General features: G+C 68.9%; 25 protein-coding genes. 15 read left to right on the forward strand and 10 right to left on the reverse strand.

Translation table 11 applies throughout. The features are described from left to right. The first annotated feature begins 31 nt into the window (after positions 1–31). Positions 32–268, forward strand: coding sequence for a hypothetical protein (locus EFK50_RS06980; protein WP_123226842.1), 237 nt, complete (start codon positions 32–34; stop codon positions 266–268). Between the two features lie 57 nt (positions 269–325). Here EFK50_RS06980 and erpA read toward each other — a convergent pair whose 3' ends face one another. Both erpA and EFK50_RS06990 read right to left on the reverse strand, forming a co-directional pair. After that, positions 326–697, reverse strand: coding sequence for an iron-sulfur cluster insertion protein ErpA (gene erpA, locus EFK50_RS06985; RefSeq protein WP_123226843.1), 372 nt, complete (start codon positions 695–697; stop codon positions 326–328). A gap of 98 nt (positions 698–795) precedes the next feature. Further along, complete coding sequence (locus EFK50_RS06990; protein ID WP_123226844.1) at positions 796–1,887, reverse strand: glycerate kinase family protein; 1,092 nt, start codon at positions 1,885–1,887, stop codon at positions 796–798. A gap of 82 nt (positions 1,888–1,969) precedes the next feature. Between EFK50_RS06990 and nadA the strand changes: the two genes are divergently transcribed. Next, complete coding sequence (nadA, locus tag EFK50_RS06995) at positions 1,970–3,145, forward strand: quinolinate synthase NadA (RefSeq protein ID WP_123226845.1); 1,176 nt, start codon at positions 1,970–1,972, stop codon at positions 3,143–3,145. Between the two features lie 47 nt (positions 3,146–3,192). Beyond that, positions 3,193–3,777: a DUF3043 domain-containing protein gene (locus tag EFK50_RS07000; protein ID WP_123226846.1), complete on the forward strand. Its 585-nt coding sequence runs from the start codon at positions 3,193–3,195 to the stop codon at positions 3,775–3,777. Here EFK50_RS07000 and EFK50_RS07005 read toward each other — a convergent pair. After that, positions 3,774–4,022 carry a hypothetical protein gene (locus EFK50_RS07005; protein WP_246004072.1) on the reverse strand — a complete coding sequence of 83 codons (249 nt, stop codon included), beginning with the start codon at positions 4,020–4,022 and terminating at the stop codon, positions 3,774–3,776. The genes EFK50_RS07000 and EFK50_RS07005 overlap by 4 nt on opposite strands. Further along, complete coding sequence (gcvT, locus tag EFK50_RS07010; protein WP_123226847.1) at positions 4,019–5,116, reverse strand: glycine cleavage system aminomethyltransferase GcvT; 1,098 nt, start codon at positions 5,114–5,116, stop codon at positions 4,019–4,021. The genes EFK50_RS07005 and gcvT overlap by 4 nt, the downstream gene beginning before the upstream one ends. Positions 5,117–5,182: 66 nt before the next feature. Between gcvT and EFK50_RS07015 the strand changes: the two genes are divergently transcribed. Next, positions 5,183–6,673, forward strand: a complete 1,491-nt coding sequence (locus EFK50_RS07015; RefSeq protein WP_123226848.1) for a leucyl aminopeptidase — start codon at positions 5,183–5,185, stop codon at positions 6,671–6,673. Here EFK50_RS07015 and EFK50_RS07020 read toward each other — a convergent pair. Then, entirely contained in the window at positions 6,670–7,053 is a 384-nt protein-coding gene (locus EFK50_RS07020; protein WP_246004073.1) for a hypothetical protein, read from the reverse strand. The genes EFK50_RS07015 and EFK50_RS07020 overlap by 4 nt on opposite strands. 130 nt (positions 7,054–7,183) lie before the next feature. On the opposite strand from EFK50_RS07020, the gene lpdA (EFK50_RS07025) reads away from it, so the two are divergent. Genes lpdA (EFK50_RS07025) through EFK50_RS07035 form a run of 3 tightly spaced genes read left to right on the forward strand, consistent with a single transcriptional unit; the run spans position 7,184 to position 11,136 of the window. Then, a complete protein-coding gene (gene lpdA, locus EFK50_RS07025; RefSeq protein WP_246004074.1) occupies positions 7,184–8,578 on the forward strand; it encodes a dihydrolipoyl dehydrogenase in 1,395 nt (464 codons plus the stop codon). A 27-nt stretch (positions 8,579–8,605) separates the two neighbouring features. Then, a complete protein-coding gene (sucB, locus tag EFK50_RS07030) occupies positions 8,606–10,381 on the forward strand; it encodes a 2-oxoglutarate dehydrogenase, E2 component, dihydrolipoamide succinyltransferase (protein ID WP_123226851.1) in 1,776 nt (591 codons plus the stop codon). A 47-nt stretch (positions 10,382–10,428) separates the two neighbouring features. Continuing rightward, positions 10,429–11,136, forward strand: a complete 708-nt coding sequence (locus tag EFK50_RS07035; RefSeq protein WP_123226852.1) for a YwaF family protein — start codon at positions 10,429–10,431, stop codon at positions 11,134–11,136. A 262-nt stretch (positions 11,137–11,398) separates the two neighbouring features. Here the strand turns inward: EFK50_RS07035 and lpdA (EFK50_RS07040) are convergent, their stop codons facing one another. Beyond that, entirely contained in the window at positions 11,399–12,796 is a 1,398-nt protein-coding gene (gene lpdA / locus EFK50_RS07040) for a dihydrolipoyl dehydrogenase (RefSeq protein WP_123226853.1), read from the reverse strand. Between the two features lie 61 nt (positions 12,797–12,857). On the opposite strand from lpdA (EFK50_RS07040), the gene EFK50_RS07045 reads away from it, so the two are divergent. From EFK50_RS07045 to EFK50_RS07070, 6 genes are all read left to right on the forward strand, one after another. After that, positions 12,858–13,754 carry a TIGR01777 family oxidoreductase gene (locus EFK50_RS07045; protein WP_123226854.1) on the forward strand — a complete coding sequence of 299 codons (897 nt, stop codon included), beginning with the start codon at positions 12,858–12,860 and terminating at the stop codon, positions 13,752–13,754. Between the two features lie 4 nt (positions 13,755–13,758). Continuing rightward, positions 13,759–14,481: a lipoyl(octanoyl) transferase LipB gene (lipB, locus tag EFK50_RS07050; RefSeq protein ID WP_123226855.1), complete on the forward strand. Its 723-nt coding sequence runs from the start codon at positions 13,759–13,761 to the stop codon at positions 14,479–14,481. A 55-nt stretch (positions 14,482–14,536) separates the two neighbouring features. Next, entirely contained in the window at positions 14,537–15,478 is a 942-nt protein-coding gene (locus tag EFK50_RS07055) for an ABC transporter ATP-binding protein (RefSeq protein ID WP_123226856.1), read from the forward strand. After that, positions 15,475–16,446, forward strand: coding sequence for a hypothetical protein (locus tag EFK50_RS07060; RefSeq protein WP_123226857.1), 972 nt, complete (start codon positions 15,475–15,477; stop codon positions 16,444–16,446). The genes EFK50_RS07055 and EFK50_RS07060 overlap by 4 nt, the downstream gene beginning before the upstream one ends. 147 nt (positions 16,447–16,593) lie before the next feature. Beyond that, the gene (gene lipA / locus EFK50_RS07065) at positions 16,594–17,544 is read left to right on the forward strand and encodes a lipoyl synthase (RefSeq protein ID WP_123227006.1); all 951 of its coding nucleotides are present in this window, start codon (positions 16,594–16,596) and stop codon (positions 17,542–17,544) included. Between the two features lie 45 nt (positions 17,545–17,589). After that, on the forward strand, positions 17,590–18,294 hold the full coding sequence (locus EFK50_RS07070; protein ID WP_123226858.1) for a DUF4191 domain-containing protein: 705 nt from the start codon (positions 17,590–17,592) through the stop codon (positions 18,292–18,294). A 111-nt stretch (positions 18,295–18,405) separates the two neighbouring features. Here the strand turns inward: EFK50_RS07070 and EFK50_RS07075 are convergent, their stop codons facing one another. Next, on the reverse strand, positions 18,406–18,798 hold the full coding sequence (locus tag EFK50_RS07075) for an RDD family protein (protein WP_123226859.1): 393 nt from the start codon (positions 18,796–18,798) through the stop codon (positions 18,406–18,408). Between the two features lie 193 nt (positions 18,799–18,991). On the opposite strand from EFK50_RS07075, the gene glnA reads away from it, so the two are divergent. Together glnA and EFK50_RS07085 are read left to right on the forward strand one after the other, a co-directional pair. After that, a complete protein-coding gene (gene glnA / locus EFK50_RS07080; RefSeq protein WP_123226860.1) occupies positions 18,992–20,413 on the forward strand; it encodes a type I glutamate--ammonia ligase in 1,422 nt (473 codons plus the stop codon). A gap of 171 nt (positions 20,414–20,584) precedes the next feature. Next, positions 20,585–22,039, forward strand: coding sequence for an ApeA N-terminal domain 1-containing protein (locus EFK50_RS07085; RefSeq protein WP_123226861.1), 1,455 nt, complete (start codon positions 20,585–20,587; stop codon positions 22,037–22,039). A gap of 46 nt (positions 22,040–22,085) precedes the next feature. On the opposite strand, the gene EFK50_RS07090 is transcribed toward EFK50_RS07085, so the two are convergent. From EFK50_RS07090 to EFK50_RS07100, 3 genes are all read right to left on the reverse strand, one after another. After that, positions 22,086–22,502 carry a hypothetical protein gene (locus EFK50_RS07090; RefSeq protein ID WP_123226862.1) on the reverse strand — a complete coding sequence of 139 codons (417 nt, stop codon included), beginning with the start codon at positions 22,500–22,502 and terminating at the stop codon, positions 22,086–22,088. 566 nt (positions 22,503–23,068) lie between these two features. After that, entirely contained in the window at positions 23,069–23,434 is a 366-nt protein-coding gene (locus EFK50_RS07095; protein WP_148046077.1) for a hypothetical protein, read from the reverse strand. Between the two features lie 215 nt (positions 23,435–23,649). Beyond that, entirely contained in the window at positions 23,650–25,275 is a 1,626-nt protein-coding gene (locus EFK50_RS07100) for a hypothetical protein (protein ID WP_221177309.1), read from the reverse strand. Between the last annotated feature and the right edge of the window lie 62 nt (positions 25,276–25,337).

Below are 25,337 nucleotides of genomic sequence, written 5' to 3' on the forward strand. Positions count from 1 at the left end.
GTACTGGAAAGTAGCCAATAGCGTCGATCACATGAGTTACGAACGGCTTGCCTACGACGACCAGGACACCGCCCTCCAGATGCGCACCGACTGCACCGCCTGCGCCTCCGAGATGGGCATCCCCGAGCAGCGGATCATGCCCGACGCGCTCGGCGCGGCACCGTCGATCGCGTTCGCCGACTTCCCCCGCGAGATCCGCAAGCCCGAGATCACGGTCAGCGACGCGGCGGCGCACCTGGCGTCCCGGATCCACCTGCACTGGGACTGACCCCGGACACGACAAAGGGCCGCACCCCTCGGGGTGCGGCCCTTTCGTCTGCTCAGATCAGTGGAAGCTGTCGCCGCAGGCGCAGGACCCGGTGGCGTTCGGGTTGTCGATCGTGAACCCCTGCTTCTCGATGGTGTCGACGAAGTCGATGGTCGCGCCGTTCAGGTACGGGACGCTCATCCGGTCGCAGACGACGCTGACGCCGTTGAAGTCGGTGACGACGTCGCCGTCGAGGGTGCGCTCGTCGAAGAAGAGCTGGTAGCGCAGGCCGGAACAGCCGCCGGGCTGGACGGCGATGCGCAGCGCCAGGTCGTCGCGGCCTTCCTGCTCGAGGAGGCTCTTGACCTTGGCGGCCGCGGTGTCGCTGACGTTGATGCTGTCGGTGCGGTGCTCGGTCGTCGCGGTCGTGGACTCGACCTGTTCGGTCATGGTGCTCTCCCGGGTGTGTTCGTGGTGGTCCGCCGGAGTGGTTTCTACGGACCCTTCAACAGGCTCAATCGTCTCACACGGGTGGATATTCCCGGGTCTCAACGTCCCCACGTGCGGGCGACTCGCTCGGCGAGGTCGGCCAGGGCCTCGGCGGGCGCCGAGAACGCACGTTCCGCACCCACCCGGTCGACCACCGAGTACGCCGCCTCGATCCCGAGCGCCCGCATCTCCCGGGAACCCACCAGCACCTGGCCGGCCAGCGCGATGCACGGCACCAGCGCCGAGGTGGCGGCCTGGGCGACGCCGTACGGGACCTTGCCGGAGCGGGAGGAGAAGTCGAAGGCGCCCTCGCCGGTGATCACCAGGTTCGCCCCGGCGAGGTGCCCGGCCAGGTCGACGGCCTCCGCCACGACGTCCACCCCGGCGGTGCGGGTGGCGCCGAGCAGCATCAGCGCGTAGCCGATCCCGCCCGCGGCGCCGGCCCCCTTCGCGTCGGCGAGCTTGCGATCGGTCGCCTCCGCCAGCTCCCGGAGCCGGCCGTCGACGAGCAGCAGCTCCTCCTCGGAGAGACCCTTCTGCGGGCCGAAGGTCTTGGTCGCGCCGAGCAGGCCGAGCAACGGGACGTCGACGTCGGAGGCGAGGACCAGCTCGACCCCGGCCAGCCGTTCGCGAGCCGCGGCGAGGTCGATCGCGGCGATCCCGCCGAGCGCGACCGGTCCGGCGTCCAGGGGCTTGTCGGCGGTGGCGCCGAGGGCGGCGAGCAGGCCCGCTCCCCCGTCGTTGGTGGCGGTGCCGCCGGCGCCGATCACCACCCGGCGAGCGCCCGCGTCGAGGGCGGCGAGCAGCAGCTCCCCGACACCACGGCTGGAACCGGCCAGCGGGCGGCGCTCCGGCTCGGGGGTCAGGTGCAGTCCGACCGCCTGCGCGGTCTCCACGTACGCCGTCGCGCCCACCACCAGCACGGCCGCCGGAACCGGTTCGCCGTACGGGTCGGGGACGGTGGTGGCGACCAGCTCACCGCCGAGGGCGGCGTGCAGGACGTCGACGAACCCGGGTCCCCCGTCGGACATCGGCACCTCGACGATCTCGGCGTCCGGGACCCGCCGGATCCAGCCCGCGCCGATGGCAGCCGCGGCCTCGACCGCGCTCAGGGTGCCGGCGAACTTGTCCGGGGCGATCACGACACGCATGCGGCCATCCTGCCGTAGCCGGAATGACCGCCGGCCAGCGGCGGTTAGCCGAGTGAGACCGCCACCGTGGGAGGATGAGGACATGACCATGATCGACCTGCCGCTGCTTCCGCTGGGCCGGGGCAAGGACCTCTCCGCCGAGCGCGGGGTGGAGTGCCCCGGCGACCTGCCACCGGCCTCCGACCCGGACCTGGTGGCCCGGGCGGTCGCGGCCAAGAAGGCCCTCGGCGACAAGGTGTTCATCCTCGGCCACCACTACCAGCGCGACGAGGTCGTGCAGTTCGCCGACGTGATGGGCGACTCCTTCAAGCTCGCCAAGGACGCGGCGGCACGGCCCGAGGCCGAGTACATCGTCTTCTGCGGCGTGCACTTCATGGCCGAGTCCGCCGACATCCTCACCGGCGACGACCAGAAGGTGATCCTGCCCGACCTGGCCGCCGGCTGCTCGATGGCCGACATGGCCCGGCTCGGCCAGGTCGAGGACGCCTGGGACGCGCTGACCGATGCCGGCATCGCGGACGTCGTCGTCCCGATCACGTACATGAACTCCTCGGCGGACATCAAGGCGTTCTGCGGCCGGCACGGCGGTGCGGTGTGCACCTCGTCGAACGCGGACGTCGCGCTCGAGTGGGCCTTCGCCCAGCACGGCCCCGAGACCAAGCTGCTGTTCTTCCCCGACCAGCACCTCGGCCGGAACACCGCCGTCCTCAAGCTCGGCTACTCCCTGGATGACTGCATCGTCTGGAACCCGCTGCTGCCCAACGGCGGCAACACCGTCGAGGAGCTGCGCGCGGCGAAGGTCATCCTCTGGAAGGGGCACTGCTCGGTGCACGGCCGGTTCTCCGCCGAGGTCGTCGACGAGCTCCGCGCGACCATTCCCGACGTGCAGATCCTGGTGCACCCGGAGTGCGCGCACGAGGTCGTCCTCAAGGCCGACCTGGTCGGCTCGACCGAGTTCATCATCAACACCATCGAGGCGGCTCCGGCCGGCTCGTCGTGGGCGATCGGCACCGAGCTCAACCTGGTCAAGCGGCTGGCGAACGCGCACCCGGACAAGAACATCGTCTTCCTCGACAAGACCGTCTGCTACTGCTCGACGATGAACCGGATCGACCTGCCGCACCTGGTGTGGGCGCTGGAGTCCCTGGTCGAGGGCACGGTCGTCAACCAGATCCAGGTCGACGGCGAGACCGAGAAGCAGGCCAAGATCGCGCTGCAGCGGATGCTGGACCTGCCGGGACGGTCGCACCGGGACTAGTACGCCCGGGTAGTCTGCACACGTTCCGTCCCCACCCCTGATGAGGCATGAAGTTGTCCGGTAGTCCCGAGAAGCAGAAGTCCGCCGCGCAGGCGTCCACCGAAGCGGCGCCGACCTCCGGCAAGGGCCGCCCGACGCCCAGCCGCAAGGAGGCCGAGGCGGCCGCCAAGGAGCGCGCCCGGGCCGCGACCGACAAGAAGGCGGCGCAGAAGCTGCTGCGCGAGAAGCGGGCCGAGTCCAACCGCCGGATGCGCGAGGGGATGAAGTCCGGCGAGGAGAAGTACCTCCCCGCCCGCGACCAGGGACCGGTCAAGCGGTTCGTCCGCGACTGGGTGGACGCCCGGCTGACCTTCGCCGAGTTCCTGCTTCCGGTGCTGGTGCTGATCATGATCGGCAACTCGGTGCCGAACGACGACGTCAAGTCGATCATCAACGGACTCTGGCTGGCGAGCATCCTGCTGCTGCTCGTCGACACCGTGCTGCTGCGCTTCCGGCTGCGGAAGGCGCTGACCGCCAAGTTCCCGGACGAGAGCCTCAAGGGCACCACGTTCTACGCCTACATCCGGATGCTTCAGATCCGCTTCATGCGGTTGCCGAAGCCCCAGGTGCGCGTCGGCGGGAAGCCGCGCTAGGCGCCCAGACTCATGGGGCCGTACACCTCGCGCTCTCCCTCGAAGAGCGTGACGGCTGCGATCCCCTGGTCGGCCAGGTCGGCCCAGTACTCCCCCACCCAGGACTCGGCGTCGCTGCGGGTCGGGAAGTCCTGCCGACCCTCGCTCGGCTCGACCACGCGTCCGTCGTCGTCCAGGCACTGCCACCACCACGGGATCGTCGCCGACGCGGGCTGGAAGGCGCCGGGCTCGGGTGCGTTGGTCATGACTCCTTCACCTCCGGGGTGACGAACGGCGGCTTGGTCACCACGAAGACCTCCATCCGGCCGCGGACGTCGACGCTGACCTCGGCCCCCTCCTCCACCTGGGAGTTGATCAGGGCCAGCGCGACGCTCTTCTTCAGCGTCGGCGAGAACGTCCCGGAGGTGATCTCGCCGATCGGCAGGTCCGCGGTCAGCTTGACGGTCATGTGCGGGCGGGCGATGCCGCGACCGGCGGCCACCAGGCCGCGCAGCGTCACCACCGGTCCGGCCTCGCGCTCGGCCTCGAGCGCGGCCTTGCCCCAGAACGCGTCCTTCTTCCAGCCGATCGCCCAGCCCAGGCGGGCCTGCACCGGGGTGATCGCCAGGCTGATGTCCTGGCCGTGCAACGGGTAGCCCATCTCGGTGCGCAACGTGTCCCGGGCACCGAGGCCGCAGGGCTGTACGTCGTACCGGGCTCCCACGCGCAGGAGCGAGTCCCAGAGCGAGCCGGCGACCTCGTTGGGGGCGATCAGCTCGTAGCCGCGCTCTCCCGTGTAGCCGGTCCGGCAGACGACGACGTCGACGCCCTCGAAGGGTGCCTCGACGAACGACATGTACTCGTGGCCGACCGGGAAGCCCAGCGCGGAGAGGATCTCGTCGGACCGGGTGCCCTGGACGGCGAGCACCGCGTGCGTCTCGTGGTGGTCGGTGATGGTGATGCCGGCCGGGGCCTTCGCCTGGAGGCGGCGGGCCACCTCGGCGGTGTTGGACGCGTTCGGGACCAGCAGCAGGTGGTCGTCGTCCTTGAGGTAGACGATCAGGTCGTCGACGACGCCGCCGGACTCCTCGTCGCAGCAGAGCGTGTACTGCGCCTTGCCCTTCTCGATCCTGCCCAGGTCGTTGGTGAAGCAGGAGTTGATGAACGCGACCGCCCCTTCCCCGCGGACCACCAGCTTGCCGAGGTGGCTGACGTCGAAGATGCCGACGGCTTCGCGGACGGCGGTGTGCTCGGGGATGACGCCGGCGTACTGCAGCGGCATCTCCCAGCCTCCGAACTCGGAGAACTTCGCGCCGAGGGCGACGTGACGATCGTGCAGGACTGACTGCTTGAGGACCATGCGCAGAAGTTACCGCAGCCGCGGGTGGGGCCTCGAGCAAGCTCGGGCACTCGGTAGCCTCGACCCGTGACGACCTACACACTGCGCAAGGGCTCGGCCGACAAGGTCCGGACGGACCTCGTCGTCATCGGCGTGGCCACCGGCAAGGGCAAGACGCTGGTGCCCGGTCCCGGCGGCGAGCCGGTCGCGGCGGCGTACGGGCGCGGGTTCGCGCCGCTGCTGGCGGCGCTCGGCTTCACCGGCGGCTTCGGCGAGGTCGCGAAGGTGCCGACCGCCGGACCGCTGAACGCGGGGCAGCTGCTGGTCGTCGGCCTCGGCCCGCAGGACGCCCTCACCACCGAGAAGGTACGGCGCGCCGCCGGCGTCGCCGCCCGCAGCATCGGCAACGTCGCCTCGGTCGCGGTGGCCCTGCCGGCCGTCGACGCCGCGCACGTCCGAGCCGTCGTCGACGGCTTCTCCGCGGGTCTCTACCAGTACCGGGGCCTCAAGTCCGGCCCGAAGCCGACGGCGGTCGCCGACGTCGTGGTGCTCAGCGACGTCGCCCGCCGCGCCGACGCCGCGGCCGCGCTGGAACGGGCCACCCTCGTCGGCGGCCTCGCCGACCAGGTCCGCGACTGGGTGAACACGCCCCCGAACGTGCTGGTCCCGCTGCAGTTCGCCGCCGAGCTCAAGAAGGCGACCGCGAAGAGCGGCGTCGACTACGAGCTGGTGACCGCCGCCCAGCTGAAGAAGCTCGGCTGCGGCGGCATCCTCGGCGTCGGCCAGGGCTCGGAGAACCCGCCCTGCCTGGTGAAGCTGACCTGGACGCCCCCGGAGCCGCAGGGCTCGGTCGCCCTGGTCGGCAAGGGCATCACGTTCGACTCCGGCGGCCTGACCATCAAGCCTGCTGGCGGGATGGGGACGATGAAGTCCGACATGGCCGGCGCCGCCGCGGTGGCCGGAGCGATCCAGGCGGTGGCCGCCCTGGAGATCCCGGTCAGCGTCACCGCCTACCTGCCGCTCGCCGAGAACATGGTCGGCGGCGCCTCGATGCGCCCCGGCGACGTGCTGACGATGCACTCCGGCAAGACCGTCGAGGTGCTCAACACCGACGCCGAAGGACGCCTGGTCCTCGCCGACGCGCTGACGATGGCGGTCCGCGACGAGCCGGACGTGATCATCGACGTGGCCACCCTCACCGGGGCCTGCGTGGTCGCCCTGGGGGACCGGATCGCCGGCCTCTTCGGTGACGACGAGATCGTCGCCGAGGTGGAGGCCGCGGCGGCCAGCTCCGGAGAGCTGTTCTGGCACCTGCCGATCCCCGAGGAGCAGCGCCGGACGGTCCGCACCGAGAGCAAGGTGGCCGACCTGCAGCAGCACGTCTGGGTGCGCTGGGGATCGGCGCTCTACGCGGCCGCGTTCCTCGAGCAGTTCGCCGAGGGCGTCCCGTGGGCGCACCTGGACATCGCCGGGCCGTCGTATAACGCGGGCGGCCCCTGGGGGCACGTCCCCACGGGTGGCACCGGGTTCGCGCTGAGCACGCTGGTCGAGCTGATCGCGAGCCGCGCGAAGGCCTAGGGCGTGTCGGTCGGCGGCGGCTGCGAGAACGGGTTCGGAGCCTTCGCGGCCTTCTGCCGGCTGTTGTAGTCGCGCATCCGCTGCGGGATGCCCACCACGGCGGCGTCGTACGACGGCACGCCAAGCTTGTTCGCGAAGTCGTGCGCCCACTGCACCGACGGCACCCGGCGCCGCGTCCACTCCCCGTCGTGGGCGACGAGCAGCATCGTCACCTCGCTCACCGTCGTGCGGGGCTCGACGAATCCCTCGACCCCGCGGCGCGCCGCCACGAACTCCCGGAGATGCTTGGCATCGGCGGAATCGGACGACCGCACGGTCGAGCCGGTGGGGCCGCCACGGCTGAGGCCGTCACGGCGGCGGAATCGATCCATCAAACCCATGAGGGCAATTGTGCGGCATGGCCGGTGATCGCGCCCAGCGGATGCCCAAACCCCGCGTGTCGGCCTGCCGGTGGACATGATGGAGAGAAGTGCAAGGATGGTCCGAGTCAATCGAGCGAGCGGAGGGATCGTGGCGGACGCCAACCACGTCGACGTGGTGATTCTGGGAGCAGGATCGGGCGGCTACGCGTGTGCGCTCCGCGCCGCGCAGCTCGGTCTCACGGTCGTGCTGATCGAGAAGGACAACCTCGGCGGGACCTGCCTGCACGTCGGCTGCATCCCCACCAAGGCCCTGTTGCACGCCGCCGAGGTCGCCGACGCGACCCGCGACGCCGGCCAGTTCGGCGTCCAAGCGACGTTCGACGGCATCGACATGGCCGCCGTGAACACCTACAAGGACGGCGTCGTCCAGCGGCTCTTCAAGGGCCTCACCGGCCTGATCAACGGCCGCGGCATCACCGTCGTCGCCGGAGCCGGCCGGCTGACCGCGCCGAACACGGTCGAGGTGGACGGCCCCGAGGGCAGCACGGCGTACGTCGGCAAGCACGTCGTGCTGGCCAGCGGCTCGTACTCGCGGACGCTGCCGGGCCTGGAGATCGACGGCGAGCGGGTCCTCACCTCCGAGCACGCGCTCCGGCTGGACCGGGTGCCGTCGTCGGTGATCGTGCTCGGCGGCGGCGTGATCGGCTGCGAGTTCGCCAGCGTGTGGCGCTCCTTCGGCGCCGAGGTCACCATCGTGGAGGCGCTCCCCCGACTGATGGCCGCGGAGGACGCCGACTCCTCCAAGCAGCTCGAACGCGCCTTCCGCAAGCGCAAGATCAAGGCGCTCACCGGCACCGCGTTCGAGTCCTACGAGAAGACCGAGACCGGCGTCCGGGTGACGGTCGCCGGCGGTGACGTGCTCGAAGCCGAGCTGCTGCTGGTGGCGGTCGGCCGTGGCGCGACCACCGACGGCCTCGGGTACGACGAGCAGGGCGTCGCGATGGACCGCGGCTTCGTGCTCGCCGACGAGCGCTGCCGGACCAACGTTCCCGGTGTCTTCGCGGTCGGCGACATCGTCCCCGGGCTGCAGCTCGCGCACCGCGGCTTCGCCCAGGGCATCTTCGTCGCCGAGGAGATCGCCGGGCTGTCCCCGGCGCCGATCGACGAGGCCGGGATCCCGCGGGTGACCTACTGCGATCCCGAGCTCGCCTCCGTCGGGCTGACCCAGGCCCAGGCCGAGGAGGCGCACGGGGCCGACGGCATCGAGACGCTCACCTACGACCTCGGCGGCAACGGCAAGAGCCAGATCCTCAAGACCCAGGGCAGCGTCAAGCTGGTACGCCGCAAGGACGGCCCGGTGGTCGGCGTCCACCTCGTCGGTGCCCGGGTCGGCGAGCTCATCGGCGAAGCCCAGCTGATCTACAACTGGGAGGCGTTCCCCGAGGACGTCGCCCCGCTGGTGCACGCGCACCCGACCCAGAACGAAGCCCTCGGCGAAGCCCACCTGGCCCTCGCCGGCAAGCCGCTCCACGCCCACTCCTGAGCACCACACCAGATACGAAGGAAGCACATGTCGACTCCCGTCACTCTTCCCGCACTCGGCGAATCCGTCACCGAGGGCACGGTCACGCGCTGGTTGAAGCAGGTCGGCGACACCGTGAGCGTCGACGAGCCGTTGCTCGAGGTCTCCACCGACAAGGTCGACACCGAGATCCCCTCGCCGGTGGCCGGCGTGATCCTGGAGATCAACGCTGCCGAGGACGAGACCGTCGAGGTCGGTGCGCAGCTCTGCGTGATCGGTGCCGCCAGCGACGCACCGGCGGCTCCGGCTGCTGAAGCTCCCGCCCCGGAGGCTCCGGCCGCGCCTGCTCCAGAGGCGCCGGTTGCCGAGGCGCCGGTTGCCGAGGCGCCCGCCCCGGTCGCCGAGCCCGCCCCGGTCGCCGAGGCACCTGCTCCGGCAGCCGCCGGTCCCGGCACCTCGGTCACCCTGCCCGCGCTCGGCGAGTCGGTCACCGAGGGCACCGTCACCCGCTGGCTGAAGCAGGTCGGCGAGGCGGTAGCCGTCGACGAGCCGCTGCTCGAGGTCTCCACCGACAAGGTCGACACCGAGATCCCCTCGCCGGTCGCCGGCACCCTGCTGGAGATCAAGGTGAACGAGGACGAGACCGTCGAGGTCGGTGCCGAGCTCGCCGTGATCGGTGCCGCCGGAGCTGCTCCGGCCGCTCCCGCCCCTGTCGCACCGGCACCCGTCGCCGAGGTGCCGGCGCCGTCCGCTCCTCCGGCTCCCGCGCCGGTGGCCGAGGCCCCCGCTCCCCCGGCACCCGCGCCGGTGACTGAGGCCCCCGCACCCCCGGCACCCACGCCGCCGGCGCCCCCGGCTCCGGCGGCTGCTGCCCCGGCACCGTCCACCGACAGCGGCAACTACGTGACGCCGCTGGTGCGCAAGATGGCCGCCGAGCACGGCGTCGACCTGGGCTCGATCACCGGCACCGGTGTCGGCGGCCGGATCCGCAAGCAGGACGTGCTGGCCGCCGCGGACGCCAAGAAGGCCGCCGCTGCACCGGCTGCGGGCTCCTCGACAGGCTCGACGTCCGGGGCGGCCGCCCCCGCCGCAGCTCCGTCGGCGCCGAGCCCCCTGCGCGGCACTACCGAGAAGGTGTCCCGGCTCCGCAAGGTGATCGCTGAGCGGATGACCGAGTCGCTGCACATCTCGGCCCAGCTCACCCAGGTGATGGAGGTCGACGTCACCAACGTGGCCCGGCTCCGCGAGAACGCGAAGGCGGACTTCCTGGCGCGCGAAGGCGTCAAGCTGACGTACCTGCCGTTCTTCGCGAAGGCGGCGATCGACGCGCTGAAGTCGCACCCGAAGCTGAACGCGCACCTCAACGCCGAGGCCGGCGAGATCACCTACTGGGACGTCGAGAACGTCGCGTTCGCGGTCGACACCGAGCGCGGTCTGCTCACCCCGGTCGTCAAGAACGCCGGCGACCTCTCGATCGCCGGACTGGCGAAGAAGATCGCCGACGTCGCCGACCGCACCCGGACCAACAAGATCACTCCGGACGACCTCTCCGGGGGCACGTTCACGATCACCAACCTGGGCAGCTTCGGCGCGCTCTTCGACACCCCGATCATCAACCAGCCGCAGGTCGCCATCCTCGGTCCCGGAGCCGTCGTGAAGCGCGCGGTCGTGATCGACGACCCGAACCTGGGCGAGACGATCGCGATCCGGCACATGGTCAACCTCGCGCTGACCTACGACCACCGTCTCGTCGACGGCGCCGACGCCGGCCGCTTCCTCCAGGACGTGAAGGGACGCCTGGAAGCAGCGCAGTTCGAGGTGTGAGCACCCGGGCTCATGCTCAGGACGCGGAGACGTAGCACCCTGGACCCATGACCCTGCTCAGCACCCGTTTCGAGTCCTTCAGCCCGGAGCACTTCGGGCTGATCGGGTTGTTCCTCGCGGTGTTCGTCGGCCTCGTCGTCTACGGACGCAGGCGCGGGGACAACCCGCGCTTCCGACGCGGGTTCGCGATCGTCATCCCCTGCTTCACGCTGCCGATGCAGATCCAGCAGCTGACGCCCGGAGAGTTCGGCCTGGGGACCTCGCTCCCCCTCCAGTACTGCGACCTGGCCTGGATGCTCGCCGTGTACGCGCTCTGGACCCGAGCGCCCTGGGCTTTCGTGCTGACGTTCTTCTGGGGCCTGACCCTCACCCTCCAGGGCGTGATCACCCCGTCACTGGGTCAGGAGTTCCCCGAGCCCCGGTACTTCATGTTCTGGGGGATGCACTTCCTGACGATCTGGGCAGCCGGGTACCTCACCGCCATCGGGGACCGACCGACCTGGAGGCTTTACCGGTTCACCGTGGTCGTCACCGCGGCCTGGGCGGGTGTGGTGATGATCTTCAACGCCCTGACCGACACCAACTACGGCTACCTCAACCGGAAGCCGCCCGGGGCGTCGCTGCTCGACGCGCTGCCGGGGTGGCCGGCGTACGTGGTGATCGAGATCGCGATCATCGCCGCCGTGTGGGCGGCGATGACCTGGGCGTTCCAGACGCGACCACAACGCGCGAAGCGCACGTCGACCGAGCGCTAGCGGGGCCGAGGAGCACAGCATCAGGTGACCCCGACACAGGGTCGACCGCCAACGCGACCACAACGCGCGAAGCGCACGTCGACCGAGCGCCAGCGAGGCCGACCGAGGAGCACAGCATCAGGTGACCCGGACACAGTGTCGACCGCCGACGCGACCACGACGCGCGAAGCGCACGTCGACCGAGCGCTAGCGAGGCCGACCAAAGAGCACAGCATCATGTGTCCGGGCACATGATCGGCCGGCGAAACGAGCGAAGCGAGTTTCAGAGGTTGATCATGTGTCCAGCGATGCCGTGGACCGCTTCCTTGACGGCCTCCGACAGCGTCGGGTGGGCGAAGACGTTGCGCGCGACCTCGTCGGCGGTCAGGTCCCACTTCTGGGCCAGGGTCAGCGCCGGCAGCAGCTCGGTCACGTCGGGGCCGATCAGGTGGGCGCCGAGAATCTCGTTGTACTTGGCGTCCGCGACGACCTTGACGAAGCCGACCGCGTCGCCGAGCCCCATCGCCTTGCCGTTGGCGGAGAACGGGAACTTCGCCGTCTTGACGTCGTACCCCTTCTCCTTCGCCTGCTCCTCGGTGTAGCCGAAGGAGGCGATCTGCGGCTGGCAGTACGTCGCCCGCGGGATCATGTCGAAGTCGATCTCCTGGGTCTCGGCTCCGGCGATCGTCTCGGCCGCCACGACACCCATCGCCTCGGCGGTGTGCGCCAGCATCAGCTTGCCGGTGACGTCGCCGATCGCGTAGACCCCGTCGACGTTGGTGCGGCCGCGCTCGTCGACCGCGATCGCGCCGCGCTCGGTGGTGGCGACGCCGGTGTTCTCCAGCCCGTAGCCGGTCAGCCGCGGCGCGAAGCCGAAGGCGGCCAGGAACTTGCCGGCCTCCAGCACCTGCTCGTCACCGCCGCCCGCCGGGGCGACGGTGACCCGGACGCCGGAGCCGGTGTCCTGGACACCCTTGACGGCGGTGGAGAGCAGCACGTTGATGCCGAGCTTCTTGTAGTGCTTGAGCAGCTCCTTGGACACCTCGGCGTCCTCGGTGGGCACCATCCGGTCGAGGAACTCGACGATGGTGACGTCGACGCCGAAGTTCTTCATCACGTAGGCGAACTCGACGCCGATCGCGCCCGAGCCGCCGATGATCATCGAGGCCGGGAGGTTCGCGTCGAGGATCTGCTCCTCGTAGGTGACGACGTTCTGCGACAGCTCGACACCCGGGACCAGGCGGACGGTCGCGCCGGTGGCGATGATGATCTTGTCGGCGGTGACGGTGCGCACCGAGCCGTCGTTGCCCTTGACCTCCAGGCTCTTGGGTCCGGTGAAGGTCCCCCAGCCGTCGATCTCGGTGATCTTGTTCTTCTTCATCAGGAAGTGGACACCCTTGACGATGCCCTCGGAGACCTGACGGCTGCGCGCGTGCGTCGGACCGAAGTCCATCGAGGCATCGCCGGTGATCCCGAACTTGTCCTTCTCGTGGGTCAGCACGTGCGCCAGCTCGGCGTTCTTCAGCAGCGCCTTGGAGGGGATGCAGCCGACGTTGAGACAGACACCTCCCCAGTACTTCGACTCCACGACCGCGGCCTTGAGGCCGAGCTGGGAGGCGCGAATGGCGGCTACATAGCCACCGGGGCCGGCACCGACGACAACCACATCGAAATCGCTCACGGGATGAGGCTACAACCGCCGCCCGCTGTGGCGGTTCCCGGTCGCGTGCGAGGCTGGACACATGCGCTTCCTCATCGCCGGGGCGTCCGGCTTCCTCGGAACCCAGCTGCGCGCGAGCCTGACCCGAACGGGCCACGAGGTGACCGCCCTGGTCCGGCGTACCCCCGGGGCCGGGCAGGCCCGCTGGGACCCGTACGCCGACGATCCGAGCGCGGCGCTGGACCCGGCGCTGGTCGAGCAGGCCGACGTGGTCGTCAACCTCGCCGGCGCACCGACCCTGGGCAACCCGCACTCGACGACGTGGGCGACCCAGCTCCGGGACAGCCGGGTCACCACCACCCGGGTGCTGGCCGAGGCGATCGCGGCGAGCTCGCGACGCCCGGCGTTCCTGGCCGGAAACGGGATCTCCTTCTACGGCGACCACGGCGCCGATCCGGTCACCGAGTCCGCGGAGAGCCGCGGCGAGGCCTTCCTGACCGGCGTGACGGTCGCGTGGCAGGACGCCACGTCGGCGGCGGTCGAGGCCGGTGCCCGGGTCTGCGTCCTGCGCACCGCCCCGGTCCTGGACCGGCGCAACGCACCGCTCAAGCAGCTGCGGCTGCTGTTCAAGTCCGGACTCGGCGGCCGGATCGGTGACGGCAAGCAGTACTTCCCGGTCATCTCGACCCAGGACTGGGTCGCCGCGGTGACGTTCCTCGGCGAGCACGACGAGGTCGCCGGCCCGGTGAACCTCTCCTGCCCGGTCGCGCCGACCAACGCCGAGTTCACCCGAGAACTGGCCGCCGCGGTGCACCGGCCGGCGTTCCTGCCGGTGCCGGCGGCGATCATCCGGCCCGCCGCGGGCCGGATGTCCAGCGAGCTGCTCGGCTCGATCCGCGCGGTCCCCGAGGTCCTGATCGAGGGCGGGTTCCGGTTCGCCGACCAGGACGTCGCGGCCATCCTGCGCGGCGTAGGCTGAGGAGGTGACCAGCCTCGTGCACCGCCACCTCGGACTCGTCGACTACCGCGAGGCCTGGGAGCTGCAGCGCCAGGTGCATGCCGACGTGCAGGCGGGCGGCCCAGACGTCACCCTGCTGCTGGAGCACCCGCCGGTCTTCACCTGCGGCAAGCGCACCACGCCGGACGAGCGCCCGCTCGACCCCGGCACGGCCGAGGTCATCGACGTCGACCGCGGCGGCAAGATCACCTTCCACGGCCCCGGCCAGCTCGTCGGCTACCCGATCGTCCGGCTGCCCGACCACGTGCTGGTCGTCGACTACGTGCGCCGGGTCGAGGAGGCGCTGATCGGTGCCTGCGCCGAGTTCGGCGTGACCACGGCCCGGGTGCCCGGACGGAGCGGCGTCTGGTTGCAGGCCGCTCCCGAGCGCGGCCTTCCCGAGCGGAAGATCGCCGCCCTGGGGATCCGGGTGAGCCGCGGCGTGACGATGCACGGGTTCGCGCTGAACTGCGACGTCGACCTGGCCTGGTACGACCGGTTCGTGCCGTGCGGGATCGACGACGCCGGGGTGACCTCGTTGTCGGCGGAGCTCGGCCGGCCGGTCAGCACCACCGAGGCGATCCCGGTGGTCGAGGCGCACCTGACCCGGCTCCTCGCCTGGGCGCCGTACGACACCACCCCGGACTACGAGGCGAGGCCCGAACCCGGCCGCGGCCTGCGTGTCCCGGTCCTCAATCCCCTGGGCTGACCTCCGCCTGGGACATGCTGGGTTCCCCGAGCTGGAAATGGGGTAAGCCAAGCCGATGAGCGACCTCGTCGTCGAAACGCGCGGCCTGCGCAAGGTGTACCGCGACCGCGGGCGGAAGGTGGTGGCCGTCGACGGCCTGGACCTCGCGGTCGAGCGCGGCGGCGTGCACGGCTTCCTCGGGCCCAACGGCTCCGGCAAGACCACCACGATCCGGATGCTGCTCGGACTCGCCCGCCCCGACGCCGGCGAGATCACCGTGCTCGGCGAGCGCTTCCCCGCCGGGGTCCCGGCGGCGCTCGCCCGGGTCGGTGCCGTACTGGAGCGCGGCCAGTTCGCCCCGGACCTCTCCGGCCGCCGCAACCTGGACCTGCTGGCCCGCGCGGCGGGCCTGCCCTCGAACCGGGTCGACGAGGTGCTGGAGCAGGTCGAGCTCACCGCCGTCGCCAAGCGCCGCTACCGGGGCTACTCGCTCGGCATGAAGCGCCGGCTCGGCCTGGCCGCGGCCCTGCTCAAGCAGCCTGAGCTGGTGATCCTCGACGAGCCCTCCAACGGCCTGGACCCCGCCGGCATCCGGGACATGCGCGACACCATCCCGCGGCTGGCCGAGTCGGGGGTCAGCGTCGTCCTGAGCTCCCACATCCTGGCCGAGGTGCAGCAGGTGTGCTCCTCGGTGACGATCATCAGCGAGGGGGCGCTGCTGAAGGCCGGCCGGGTCGCCGACCTGCTCGGTGAGAGCACCTCCCGGACCCGGGTCGGCGTCGCGGACGTCGACCGCGCCACCGCCTGCCTGCTCGGCGCCGGGTACGAGGTGGTCGTGGAGGGGGCCTTCCTGGTCGTCGAGGGCCACGAGCACCCCGAGGTGATCAGCCGGCGGCTGGCCGACGTCGGGATCTACCCGTACGAGGTCTCCGCGATCCGTCCGACGCTGGAAACGTTCTTCCTCAAGCTCACCGGGCACCGCCCGACGCCGATGCCGGACCCGGAGGTCGAGGCATGAAGCGCCTGATCCTGGTCGAGCTGACCCGCTACCGGACCCGCCGGGCGATCGTTCTGCTGGTGCTGCTCGCCGCGCTGCTGGCGGCCTTCGTGGCGTTCCAGTCGGCCTGGGACACCCGGCCGCCGACCGAGGCCGAGATCGCCACCGCGCAGGCCAACGCCGACATCGAGGCGACCCGCGCCGGGCTGCAGGAGGATCTCGCCCAGTGCCTCAAGGACGCCACCAGCGGCGTCGCCGGGGTGCCCGGGGCCGAGCAGTGCCGGGAGATGTACGCCCCGAACACCGCGAGCTACCTCCCCCGCGACCCGTTGAGCCTCACCGGCACCCTGAAGGGCAACGGCATCGGGATCGCGATCCTGGTCGTCGGCCTGCTGATCATCGCCGGCAGCACCTTCGCCGGCGCCGACTGGAGCTCCGGCTCGATGCGCAACCAGGTGCTCTTCGAGCCGCGGCGGTCCCGGGTCTGGGCCGCCAAGGCGACCGCCGTGACGCTGTCGAGCGGTCTGGTGGCCCTCGTCGTCCTGGGCGGCTTCTGGCTGAGCCTCACCCTGGTCGCGGCCGACCGCGACGTCCCGCACGGGTCCGGGGTCCTGGAGGACGTCGGCTGGCACCTGCTCCGGGCCGTGGTGCTGGCGATGGCGGCAGGGCTGGGCGCGTTCGCCCTGACCACCGTGTTCCGGGGCTCGTTCGCGACCCTCTCGGTGCTGTTCACGTACAGCGTCGGCGGCGAGATCGTGTTCAGCCTGCTGCCGATCGACGGGATCGCCCGCTGGTCGCTGGGCAACAACGTCTTCGGCTGGCTGGAGACCAACCTGCGGTTCTACGACCCGACCACCCGGTGCATCGAGAACGGCACCTGCAAGGGCGCCCAGCACATCAGCCACCTGGACGCCGGGTTGTACCTGCTGGCGCTGCTCCTGATCGCCCTCAGCGTGTCCTGGTGGTCGTTCCGACGCCGCGACATCTGATCGCAGACGCGCCAGCGGACGCGATCGCCGGGCATCGAGCAGCGAGCGCCGGAGCGAGGAACGAGCCCGGCGACCGGGCGTGCCGAGATGTGGTGACGCTTGCGCAGACCGCTACACCAGCGGGCGTAGGCTGGAGCCGTGACTGATCTGCAGCCCGCTCCCCCCACCTCTGCACCCGAAGGCCGCAAGTTGCTGCGCCTGGAGGTCCGCAACGCGGAGACCCCGATCGAGCGCAAGCCGGAGTGGATCAAGACCCGGGCGAAGATGGGCCCGCAGTACCGCGAGCTGCAGCAGCTGGTGAAGTCGGAGGGCCTGCACACGGTCTGCCAGGAGGCCGGCTGCCCGAACATCTTCGAGTGCTGGGAAGACCGTGAGGCGACCTTCCTCATCGGCGGTGACCAGTGCACCCGGCGCTGCGACTTCTGCCAGATCGACACCGGCAAGCCGCAGCCGCTCGACCGCGACGAGCCGCGCCGGGTCGCCGAGTCGGTGCAGACCATGAACCTGCGCTACGCCACCATCACCGGTGTCGCCCGCGACGACCTCCCCGACGGCGGCGCCTGGCTGTACGCCGAGACGGTCCGCGCGATCCACGAGCTCAACCCGGGCACCGGCGTGGAAAACCTGATCCCCGACTTCAACGGCCAGCCGGACCTCCTCGCCGAGGTCTTCGAGTCCCGCCCCGAGGTGCTCGCGCACAACGTGGAGACGGTGCCGCGGATCTTCAAGCGGATCCGGCCGGCGTTCCGCTACGACCGGTCGCTGGACGTGCTCACCCAGGCGCGCGCCTTCGGCCTGGTCACCAAGTCGAACCTGATCCTCGGGATGGGCGAGACGCGCGAGGAGGTCAGCCAGGCACTGGTCGACCTGTACGACGCGGGCTGCGAGCTGATCACGATCACCCAGTACCTGCGGCCGTCGCCGCGGCACCACCCGGTCGAGCGCTGGGTGAAGCCCGAGGAGTTCGTCGAGCTGCAGGCCGAGGCGGAGGAGATCGGGTTCCCGGGCGTGCTCTCCGGGCCGCTGGTCCGGTCGTCGTACCGGGCGGGGCGGTTGTACAAGCAGGCCATCGAGGCCCGGGCCGAGAGTCTCGACTAGGCTCGACCAGCCCCCTCACCACCGCGACAGACAGGCACCACCGCCATGGCGAAGAAGGTCAAAGACCCGAACAAGGTCTCCAGGACGCGTCAGATCCTGCAGAGCTACCAGATGACCAAGAAGTCCGATCCCAAGATCGGGCTGATCCTGCTGGGCGTCTTCCTGCTCGCCGCAGCCGGTGGTTGGGCCGCGATCTACCTGCTGCTCGGCTCGGACGGCTACCTCTTCCCGACCATCTTCGCGATCCTGGTGGGCACCCTGGCGGTGCTGATCATCTTCGGCCGGCGCGCCCAGGCGGCTGCGCTGGCCTCGATCGAGGGCCAGCCGGGGGCGGCTGCCGCGGCGCTGGGGATGCTCCGCCGGGGCTGGAAGACCGACCCTGCCATCGGTTTCACCAAGCAGCAGGACGTCGTGCACCGCCTGGTCGGCCCTCCGGGGATCGTCCTGATCGGCGAGGGCAACCCCAACCGACTGAAGCCGCTGCTGCTGGCCGAGCGCCGCAAGCACGAGCGGGTCGTCGCCGAGACCCCGATCCACGAGGTGTACGTCGGCGACGGTCCCGGCGAGGTGCCGCTGCGCAAGCTCGTCCGCTACGTCTCCAAGCTGGGCCGCAACCTCAAGCCGGCCCAGATGACCGACGTACTGGCTCGGTTGAAGGCGCTGGACGCCAACCGGTCGAACGTGCCGCTGCCCAAGGGGCCCGTGCCGACGTCGATGAAGGGCGCCCGCGGCAACATGCGCGGGCGGTGATCAAGAACGCGTCAGCGGACTTGATCGTCGGTCATCGAGCGGCGAGCGCCGAGACGAGGAACGAGTTCGGCGACCGAGCGTGTCGAGATGCGGTGAGGCACCCGCAGAGCGTCACACCCGGTTGAAGGCGGCTGACCGCGTCCAGAGGTCGTGCAGGCCACGGCCGTCGGCGCGGAAGACCAGCGGCGGGATCACCAGGCAGACCAGCACCTGACGGAGCAGGGCCTGGAGCAGGCTGAGCGGCTGGCCGTCGAGCCGGTGCACCCGGACCTTCGTCGCGAGCTGCCCGAACGAGCCGCTGCTCAGCGCGACGCCGACGGCGGACTCGAGCAGGAAGATCGCCATCGTCAGGGCCCCGAAGGCCGTGTGCTGGACGTCGCGCAGGATGAAGAAGGCGACACCGTAGCTGGCGATCCAGTCGATCAGGAGCGCCAGGATCCGGCGCGGCCAGGACGCGAAGTCGGGGAATGTCTGGGGGCCGGCGGGCCCGGTGCTCTCGGTCATCGCGGCGAGCCTACCCAGCGTCTCGCAGCGGTCCGTCGGCCGGGACGTGTTACATGCCCGAAACAAACCCGATACGGTCGATTAACCGGCTCGTCGTACGTTTTCGACGCGTTCCCACGCGTTGTGACTCACCGTCGCGTCGCTCACCTCACCACCCTTGATCCAGGTCGCGGGTTGCGGCCAAGGAGGACGAATGTTCAGCAACAGCGAAGAGCTCCTGAAGTACCTGAAGGACGAGCGCGTCGAGATGGTCGACGTCCGCTTCTGCGACCTGCCGGGCGTGATGCAGCACTTCACCGTCCCGGTCTCGTCCTTCGACCAGTCGGTCTTCGACGACGGGCTCGGCTTCGACGGCTCCTCCATCCGCGGCTTCCAGGCCATCCACGAGTCCGACATGCAGCTGTTCCCGGACCCGACCACGGCCTACATCGACCCCTTCCGGGTGGCCAAGACGCTGGTGGTGAACTTCTTCATCCACGACCCGATCACCGGTGAGCCGTACTCGCGCGACCCGCGCAACATCGCCAAGAAGGCGATGGCTTACCTGGCCAGCACCGGCATCGGCACCAACGCGTACTTCGCTCCCGAGGCCGAGTTCTACGTCTTCGACTCGGTCCGGTTCGAGACCGGCGTGAACAAGGGTTTTTACCACATCGAGTCCGAGGCCGGCGCCTGGAACACCGGCCAGGACAGCGAGACCAACCGCGGCTACAAGGTCCGCTACAAGGGCGGCTACTTCCCGGTCGCGCCGTACGACCACTTCGGTGAGCTCCGTGACGAGATGGTGATCGAGCTCGAGAAGGCGAACCTCCAGGTCGAGCGCGCCCACCACGAGGTCGGCACCGCCGGCCAGGCCGAGATCAACTACCGGTTCGACGAGCTGCTCAAGGCCGCCGACGACGTGATGAAGTTCAAGTACATCGTCAAGAACGTCGCCTGGCGCAACGGCAAGACGGCCACCTTCATGCCGAAGCCGATCTTCGGCGACAACGGCTCGGGCATGCACGTGCACCAGTCGATCTGGAACGACGGCTCGCCGCTGTTCTACGACGAGACCGGGTACGGCGGCCTCTCCGACATGGCCCGCTACTACATCGGCGGCATCCTGAAGCACGCCCCGTCGCTGCTGGCGTTCACCAACCCGACGGTGAACTCCTACCACCGCCTGGTGCCGGGCTTCGAGGCCCCGATCTCGCTGGTCTACTCGCAGCGCAACCGGTCCGCCTGCGTCCGGATCCCGATCACCGGCTCGAACCCGAAGGCCAAGCGCATCGAGTTCCGCTGCCCCGACCCGTCGGCGAACCCGTACCTCGCGTTCTCCGCGCTGCTCCTCGCGGGCATCGACGGCATCAAGAACAAGATCGAGCCTGCTGCCCCGATCGACAAGGACATCTACGAGCTGCCCCCGGCCGAGATGGCCGAGATCGCCCAGGTCCCGACCTCGCTGAACGCGGTGCTCGACAACCTGGAGGCCGACCACGACTTCCTCACCGTCGGCAACGTCTTCACCCCGGACCTGATCGAGACCTGGATCGACTACAAGCGATCCAACGAGATCCTGCCGGTCCAGCTGCGGCCGCACCCGCACGAGTTTGAGCTGTACTACGACATTTAGGTCGTAAACTGATCGAATTGCTCATATTCGGTCAGCGTGATGGCCCCGGGGTTCCCCGGGGCCATCGCTAATTCGCAGCAGGGAAGCGCCGGCAAGGCTGTGCGTCACTCCGCCCAGAGTGAGACACCTGCAAGCGTTTGCAATGTCGGCGGACAGGTGCAACCTGTACCTATGGACGGACCTGAATCGAACGCGATCGATCTCCTCGCGCACTGGTGGCTGCCGGTCGAACGAGAGAGCGAACAGCCAGGTCGGCGGGTCCCTGGCCGCTTCGTGTGGGAGCCGGATGAGGGCGGCGACCTGCAGTTGATGGGCGAGCTGCGCGAACCGAAGATCCTTGAGAACCACCTGGAGAGCGGCGGCGTCCAGAGGTACCGGGCGCGGCCAAGTGAACTCGAAAGGCGGTACCCGGTGATTCATGGGAGTCGCACGACCCAAGGTGGCCATGAGGAGGCGTACACGCTTCTGCACTCACTAAGCCTCAACGCAGTCGGTTTCCACGGACTTGATGAGCTGCCCGAACACATCACTGTGGGCGCAGTCCTTCGCGGCGCCTGGTACTCCGATCCGAGCGAGATCGAGGCGGACCGCGCCATCTTTGACCTGCAGCACCTCGCAACTTGGGTCGATCAGGACAGCATCAAGACGGAGTTCCTTCCGCTCAACGACGGGCCGAACGGTGCACACCTGACTATCGAGGCGCACACCAGGCCTGCGATCTCCACCACGTACGACGGCGCAGAGGTGAAGCTCGTGCAACGCCTTCCCCACACCGGATCGGACCACTCCAGCGGCGTCGCGCAGGAGTGGCAACTCGTCATCGAGATCAAGCCGATGGGCGAGCTGGACCGCTACACCGACATCGCAACGGACATGCGGGCGCTCGTCACGATCGCTGCCGGGAAGACATCCGACATCACGGCAGCGGTTCTGCAGCATCCGAAATTGCACAAGTATCGGCTGGACGGAACGCCCGCTCCGGGCTTCCGCGACGACATCACCTACTGGAATCGGTGGGCTCATCGAGGCAAGGACTCGTCGATCGTTCGATCACACGACCTGTACTTCAACTTCGAGCAGTTCGGAGGCGCCGACGGGATTCGGTGTTGGCTCGAAACCGCGAGCACGTACCGCACGGAACTCCGACGGGTCATGGCGACCAGGTACACCGACTGCATGTACCTGGAAGACCGGATCATGAACACATGCGCAGCGCTTGAGCGGTTCGACAAGGTGCGTCGTCCCGGAGAGACCAAACTGAGTTCCAAGAACGAGCAGGTCAAACTGTCGTTCGTGGACCATGTCCAGGCGTGCGTCGGTTACGTCGGCAAGCCGTTCGAGGACCTGATTGGCGAGCCAACCTCCGATTGGGCCAAGAGGGTACGCGTTGCGCGCAATCAGCTCGCGCACCATGACGACCCGTTCCGAACGACTGGGCAGGTCGGAGAGTATCTCCTGGCCGAGCAGGTCTTCTGGCTGTTCGCGATGTGCATGTTTCGAGCCTCTGGTGCGCCTGAGTCGACGTTCGAGGCTGTCATGGAGCATCAGCAGATCAGGTGGCTCCAGAGTGAAGCGGCTAAGCGGCGGGCCGAAGAGACGCCTCACGAGGAGACAGCGGACGAGTAGGGACCGAGGCAGGCGTTGATTGGGCGCCGGACCGCTACTTGTTGCGCTACTTTCTCTTCTTCCGCTTGCTGTTGTTGTTCTTGGCCCGCGCTCGTGAAGGAGGCCGGGTCCCGGTCCGGCTGGGGATGTTCATGTCTTCGGGAACAACGAACGTCGCCCCCGGGTCATGCTCGGAGAGTTTGCCGGGTTCGAGCGTCTCGGTCATCTCGCGGAACTCCGCGGCGAGGGCTTCCCACTCCTTGAGGGTGGCGAATTGGTACTCGTACAAGCGCTCTCGGTGCCACCCGTAGAGGACGTCGACGACGGCCGCGTACTCGTGCATTACGTCGTAGAGGTTGACGTTGGGAGAGTGCGCGAGAAGGTATCGCTTGGCGCCGGCGTTCCATGAGGACGCGTATCGATTCAGCATGTGGTCGGTAAGGCACCGCACGTCGAACCGGATCCGGCCGCGCTCGTAACGCATGGCAGCACATGGTGAAGACGCCGCGATGCAGAGCGACGTTGCGCGACTCGTGCACGAAATGAACGACGTCGTGCGGCTTGATCAGCTCGCTGATCATCGCTTCGTATTCGGCGAGTAGATCGGGCGGCTGGTTCTTGGAAAGGATGCGCATGAGATCGACGACAGTCTTCGCGCCTGCCACGTAGTTGTGCCAGCGCCGACCGATCTCGACGAAGTACTCGCGTGCACCGTCCTCGTTGTCCCAAGCGACTTCGTCACCCCGCATGAACAGGTGGAAGCCAAGGCCATCGTGGTTGAGCGCATCGATCGCGTCGATGAGTTCGTCGGAGTTCCGGACGTACATCTCTCGGGCCCGGTCGATCTCCTCCATCTCCTGAACCCGCATGAGAGCAGGATGCTGCTCCATGATCGCCTCCATATCAGCGAGGCGCTCACCCAAGGCTTCGATGGAAGGCTCCCTGCTCGTCTCATCAATGGCGTCGTCGGTCATCCTCAAACCATTTCAGACGGCACGGACATTGAAGAGCGAGTTCTCGGCTCAGCTCATGTCACGATCAGAGTTCGGACTAGCCGGGGAACGGGAGCGAGTCGATGCCGCCAGGACAGACTCCGACGTCTTGGCCGTCGACTGTGTAGGCGGCCGACCACGAGCCCACCTGGACTCCCTCCAGCGGCCCCAGGTCACCGTCGTCGATGGACATCTGGACAGCTTTGCCGCTGACCTCGGGAGCGCCCGGCAAGTTCGTCTGGGCGCCGGCACCGAAGTCGAATACGAAGAAGGCGATCTGCTTCCCGTCCTGGAACTTTGCGCCAATCTGGCCGCCTTGTTCTCCTGCAGCGTCATAGGCGGTCACGGAGTAGAGAACCACCCCTGTCGCAGGAACCGGACGACCGGCGAAACGGATCGTCAGTCCGTCGTCGGTCTGCGTCAAGCGGACTTTGGCGCCACCCTTCCCCTCAAGGACACAGGTTGAAGACCTCTCGGCTTCGGGTTCCGGAGATGCGCTCTCACTCGGCGTTGCACCGGGCTGCGTGCTCCCAGCTTCGGGAGCGGAGGTCGATTTGGGATCCTCGGCACCACATCCGAGCGTTGTTGCGAGCGCGGCAGCAGAGAACACCGCTACGAGCGCCGGTCTATGCAGGGGCCTCACGCGTCGGCCTGGAGGTGAGGGTCGTCGTCGTCGTTTAGACCTGGACGACCAGGAAACGGAACAGGTGGCTGCGAGTAGCCAGGCGGCTGATCAGCGCGCTCCGCGCCCCCCAGGGCATGCACCGTGACGTCGGTGCCCTGAGGAGCGTCGCCTGCTGCCTGCGTCGACGAGAAGGAGTCCGAGGGAACGTGGTGGCTCTCGCGGACCGAAGCGGAGACGTCCTCGCTATCGAGGACCTCCGCCTCAGTGTCGTCGTGTGCCGGCTCGCGCACGGCAGCACCCTCGACCTGCGGTTCGTCCTGCGACGAGAGTGCGGTGGAGACCAGCGACGGCCGCACGTCAGAAGGCAGGTCGGGTTCGTCCCGCAACTTGGGGGGTGCGGCCGCCCAAGGCTTGAGCTGCTGGAGCACCTGCAGGTAGAAGTCGTCGACTGCCTCGATGACCGAGTCGATGAACCCGCCACGCCCGCGACCTCGCTTCGCTCCCATGTTGGTTGCTGATGCAACGCGGAAGCCTCGCAGATCCTTCGACGGGTCAAGGATGAGGACATTTGGATCTTCACGAACCACGCCCAGGAGTTCTGAGGCTCCTTGGCCGCGTTGGTTCGCAACGAAGGCTTCGACGCGAAGAGACGCGGGGGCGTCCTTCAGTTGCCGCACGAGCCAGTTGATTCGGGTTGCGGGGCGACCCGTCTTCGGGGACTCGAGGTCGACCTGGCACGTCACCTTCGAGGACCGAAGATCCGCAGTCACCTGGATGTCCCCAACAGTTCCGGGCAGTCGGATCAGACCGGTCAGGGAACCATTGCCGACAAGTTCAGTCTTCAGGCGGGCAGCGCGCAGGCTCGGGTCAGCAGACTCCTTACGGTTCAACTGGTGCGTGACTTCGGCGCCAAGTCGCCGCCCGAGGTGAAGTGCCGCGTAGCGAAGCATCGCATCGAAGCGAGACGTGACCCCTGCGATCGTTGAGTCGGTGGCTCGGAGTGTTCCTGCGGCGACGGCCTCGCGAAGAGTCACCCAGTCGGCACCCATGTCATCGAAGTCCAAGGCGCCGGACTTGGGGTGCTCCAGGTACCTGATCAACTCACCCAGGATCCATGCCTGGTCCGGGTCAGCGACGCCACGGTGCTCCTTCTGCATGACTGCCTGAGACAGCACATGGGACCAGGACAGGTGGTGCAGTTGAACGCGCTTCAACTTGCGCTTGTCGATGCCGGCCGTCGGGTGCAGCATTGGGTTGGCCGGGATCTCGTTGCTGATAGTGATGAGGGCGTCGAAGCCTTCGCCACGAGCGATGTCCAGGTATGCCTCAAGCTGCGGCGCAGCGAGATCGTTTTTCCCGGTCTTCACCTCGACAAGGGCAGTCCACGTCTTCGAGCCGCGCTTGACCCGGATCAGACCGTCAGGCCGGTAGTCGCGCTCCCCCAGTTTGAACGGGACTTCGATGAAGGACTCGATCGAGCCGGACGGCGCGCCGAAGGGGGCCAGGAGAGTTCGATGGAACTCCTTGACTGCCATCAGAACGGCGAGAAGCGCAGAAGTTGCGCGGCGCTCCTGCTCCTCGGCCCCGGAGATTCCAGAGGTGGGAATCAATCGCGCGCTGTGCCACGACTCTTCGGACATCGTTCACCTTCCATTCGCCGCCCCCGGAACTGAACATAGACCGGAGGTCCGGCACACGCAGC

The organism is Nocardioides marmoriginsengisoli, assembly GCF_003725695.1.
In the GTDB taxonomy this organism is placed as follows: domain Bacteria; phylum Actinomycetota; class Actinomycetes; order Propionibacteriales; family Nocardioidaceae; genus Marmoricola; species Marmoricola marmoriginsengisoli.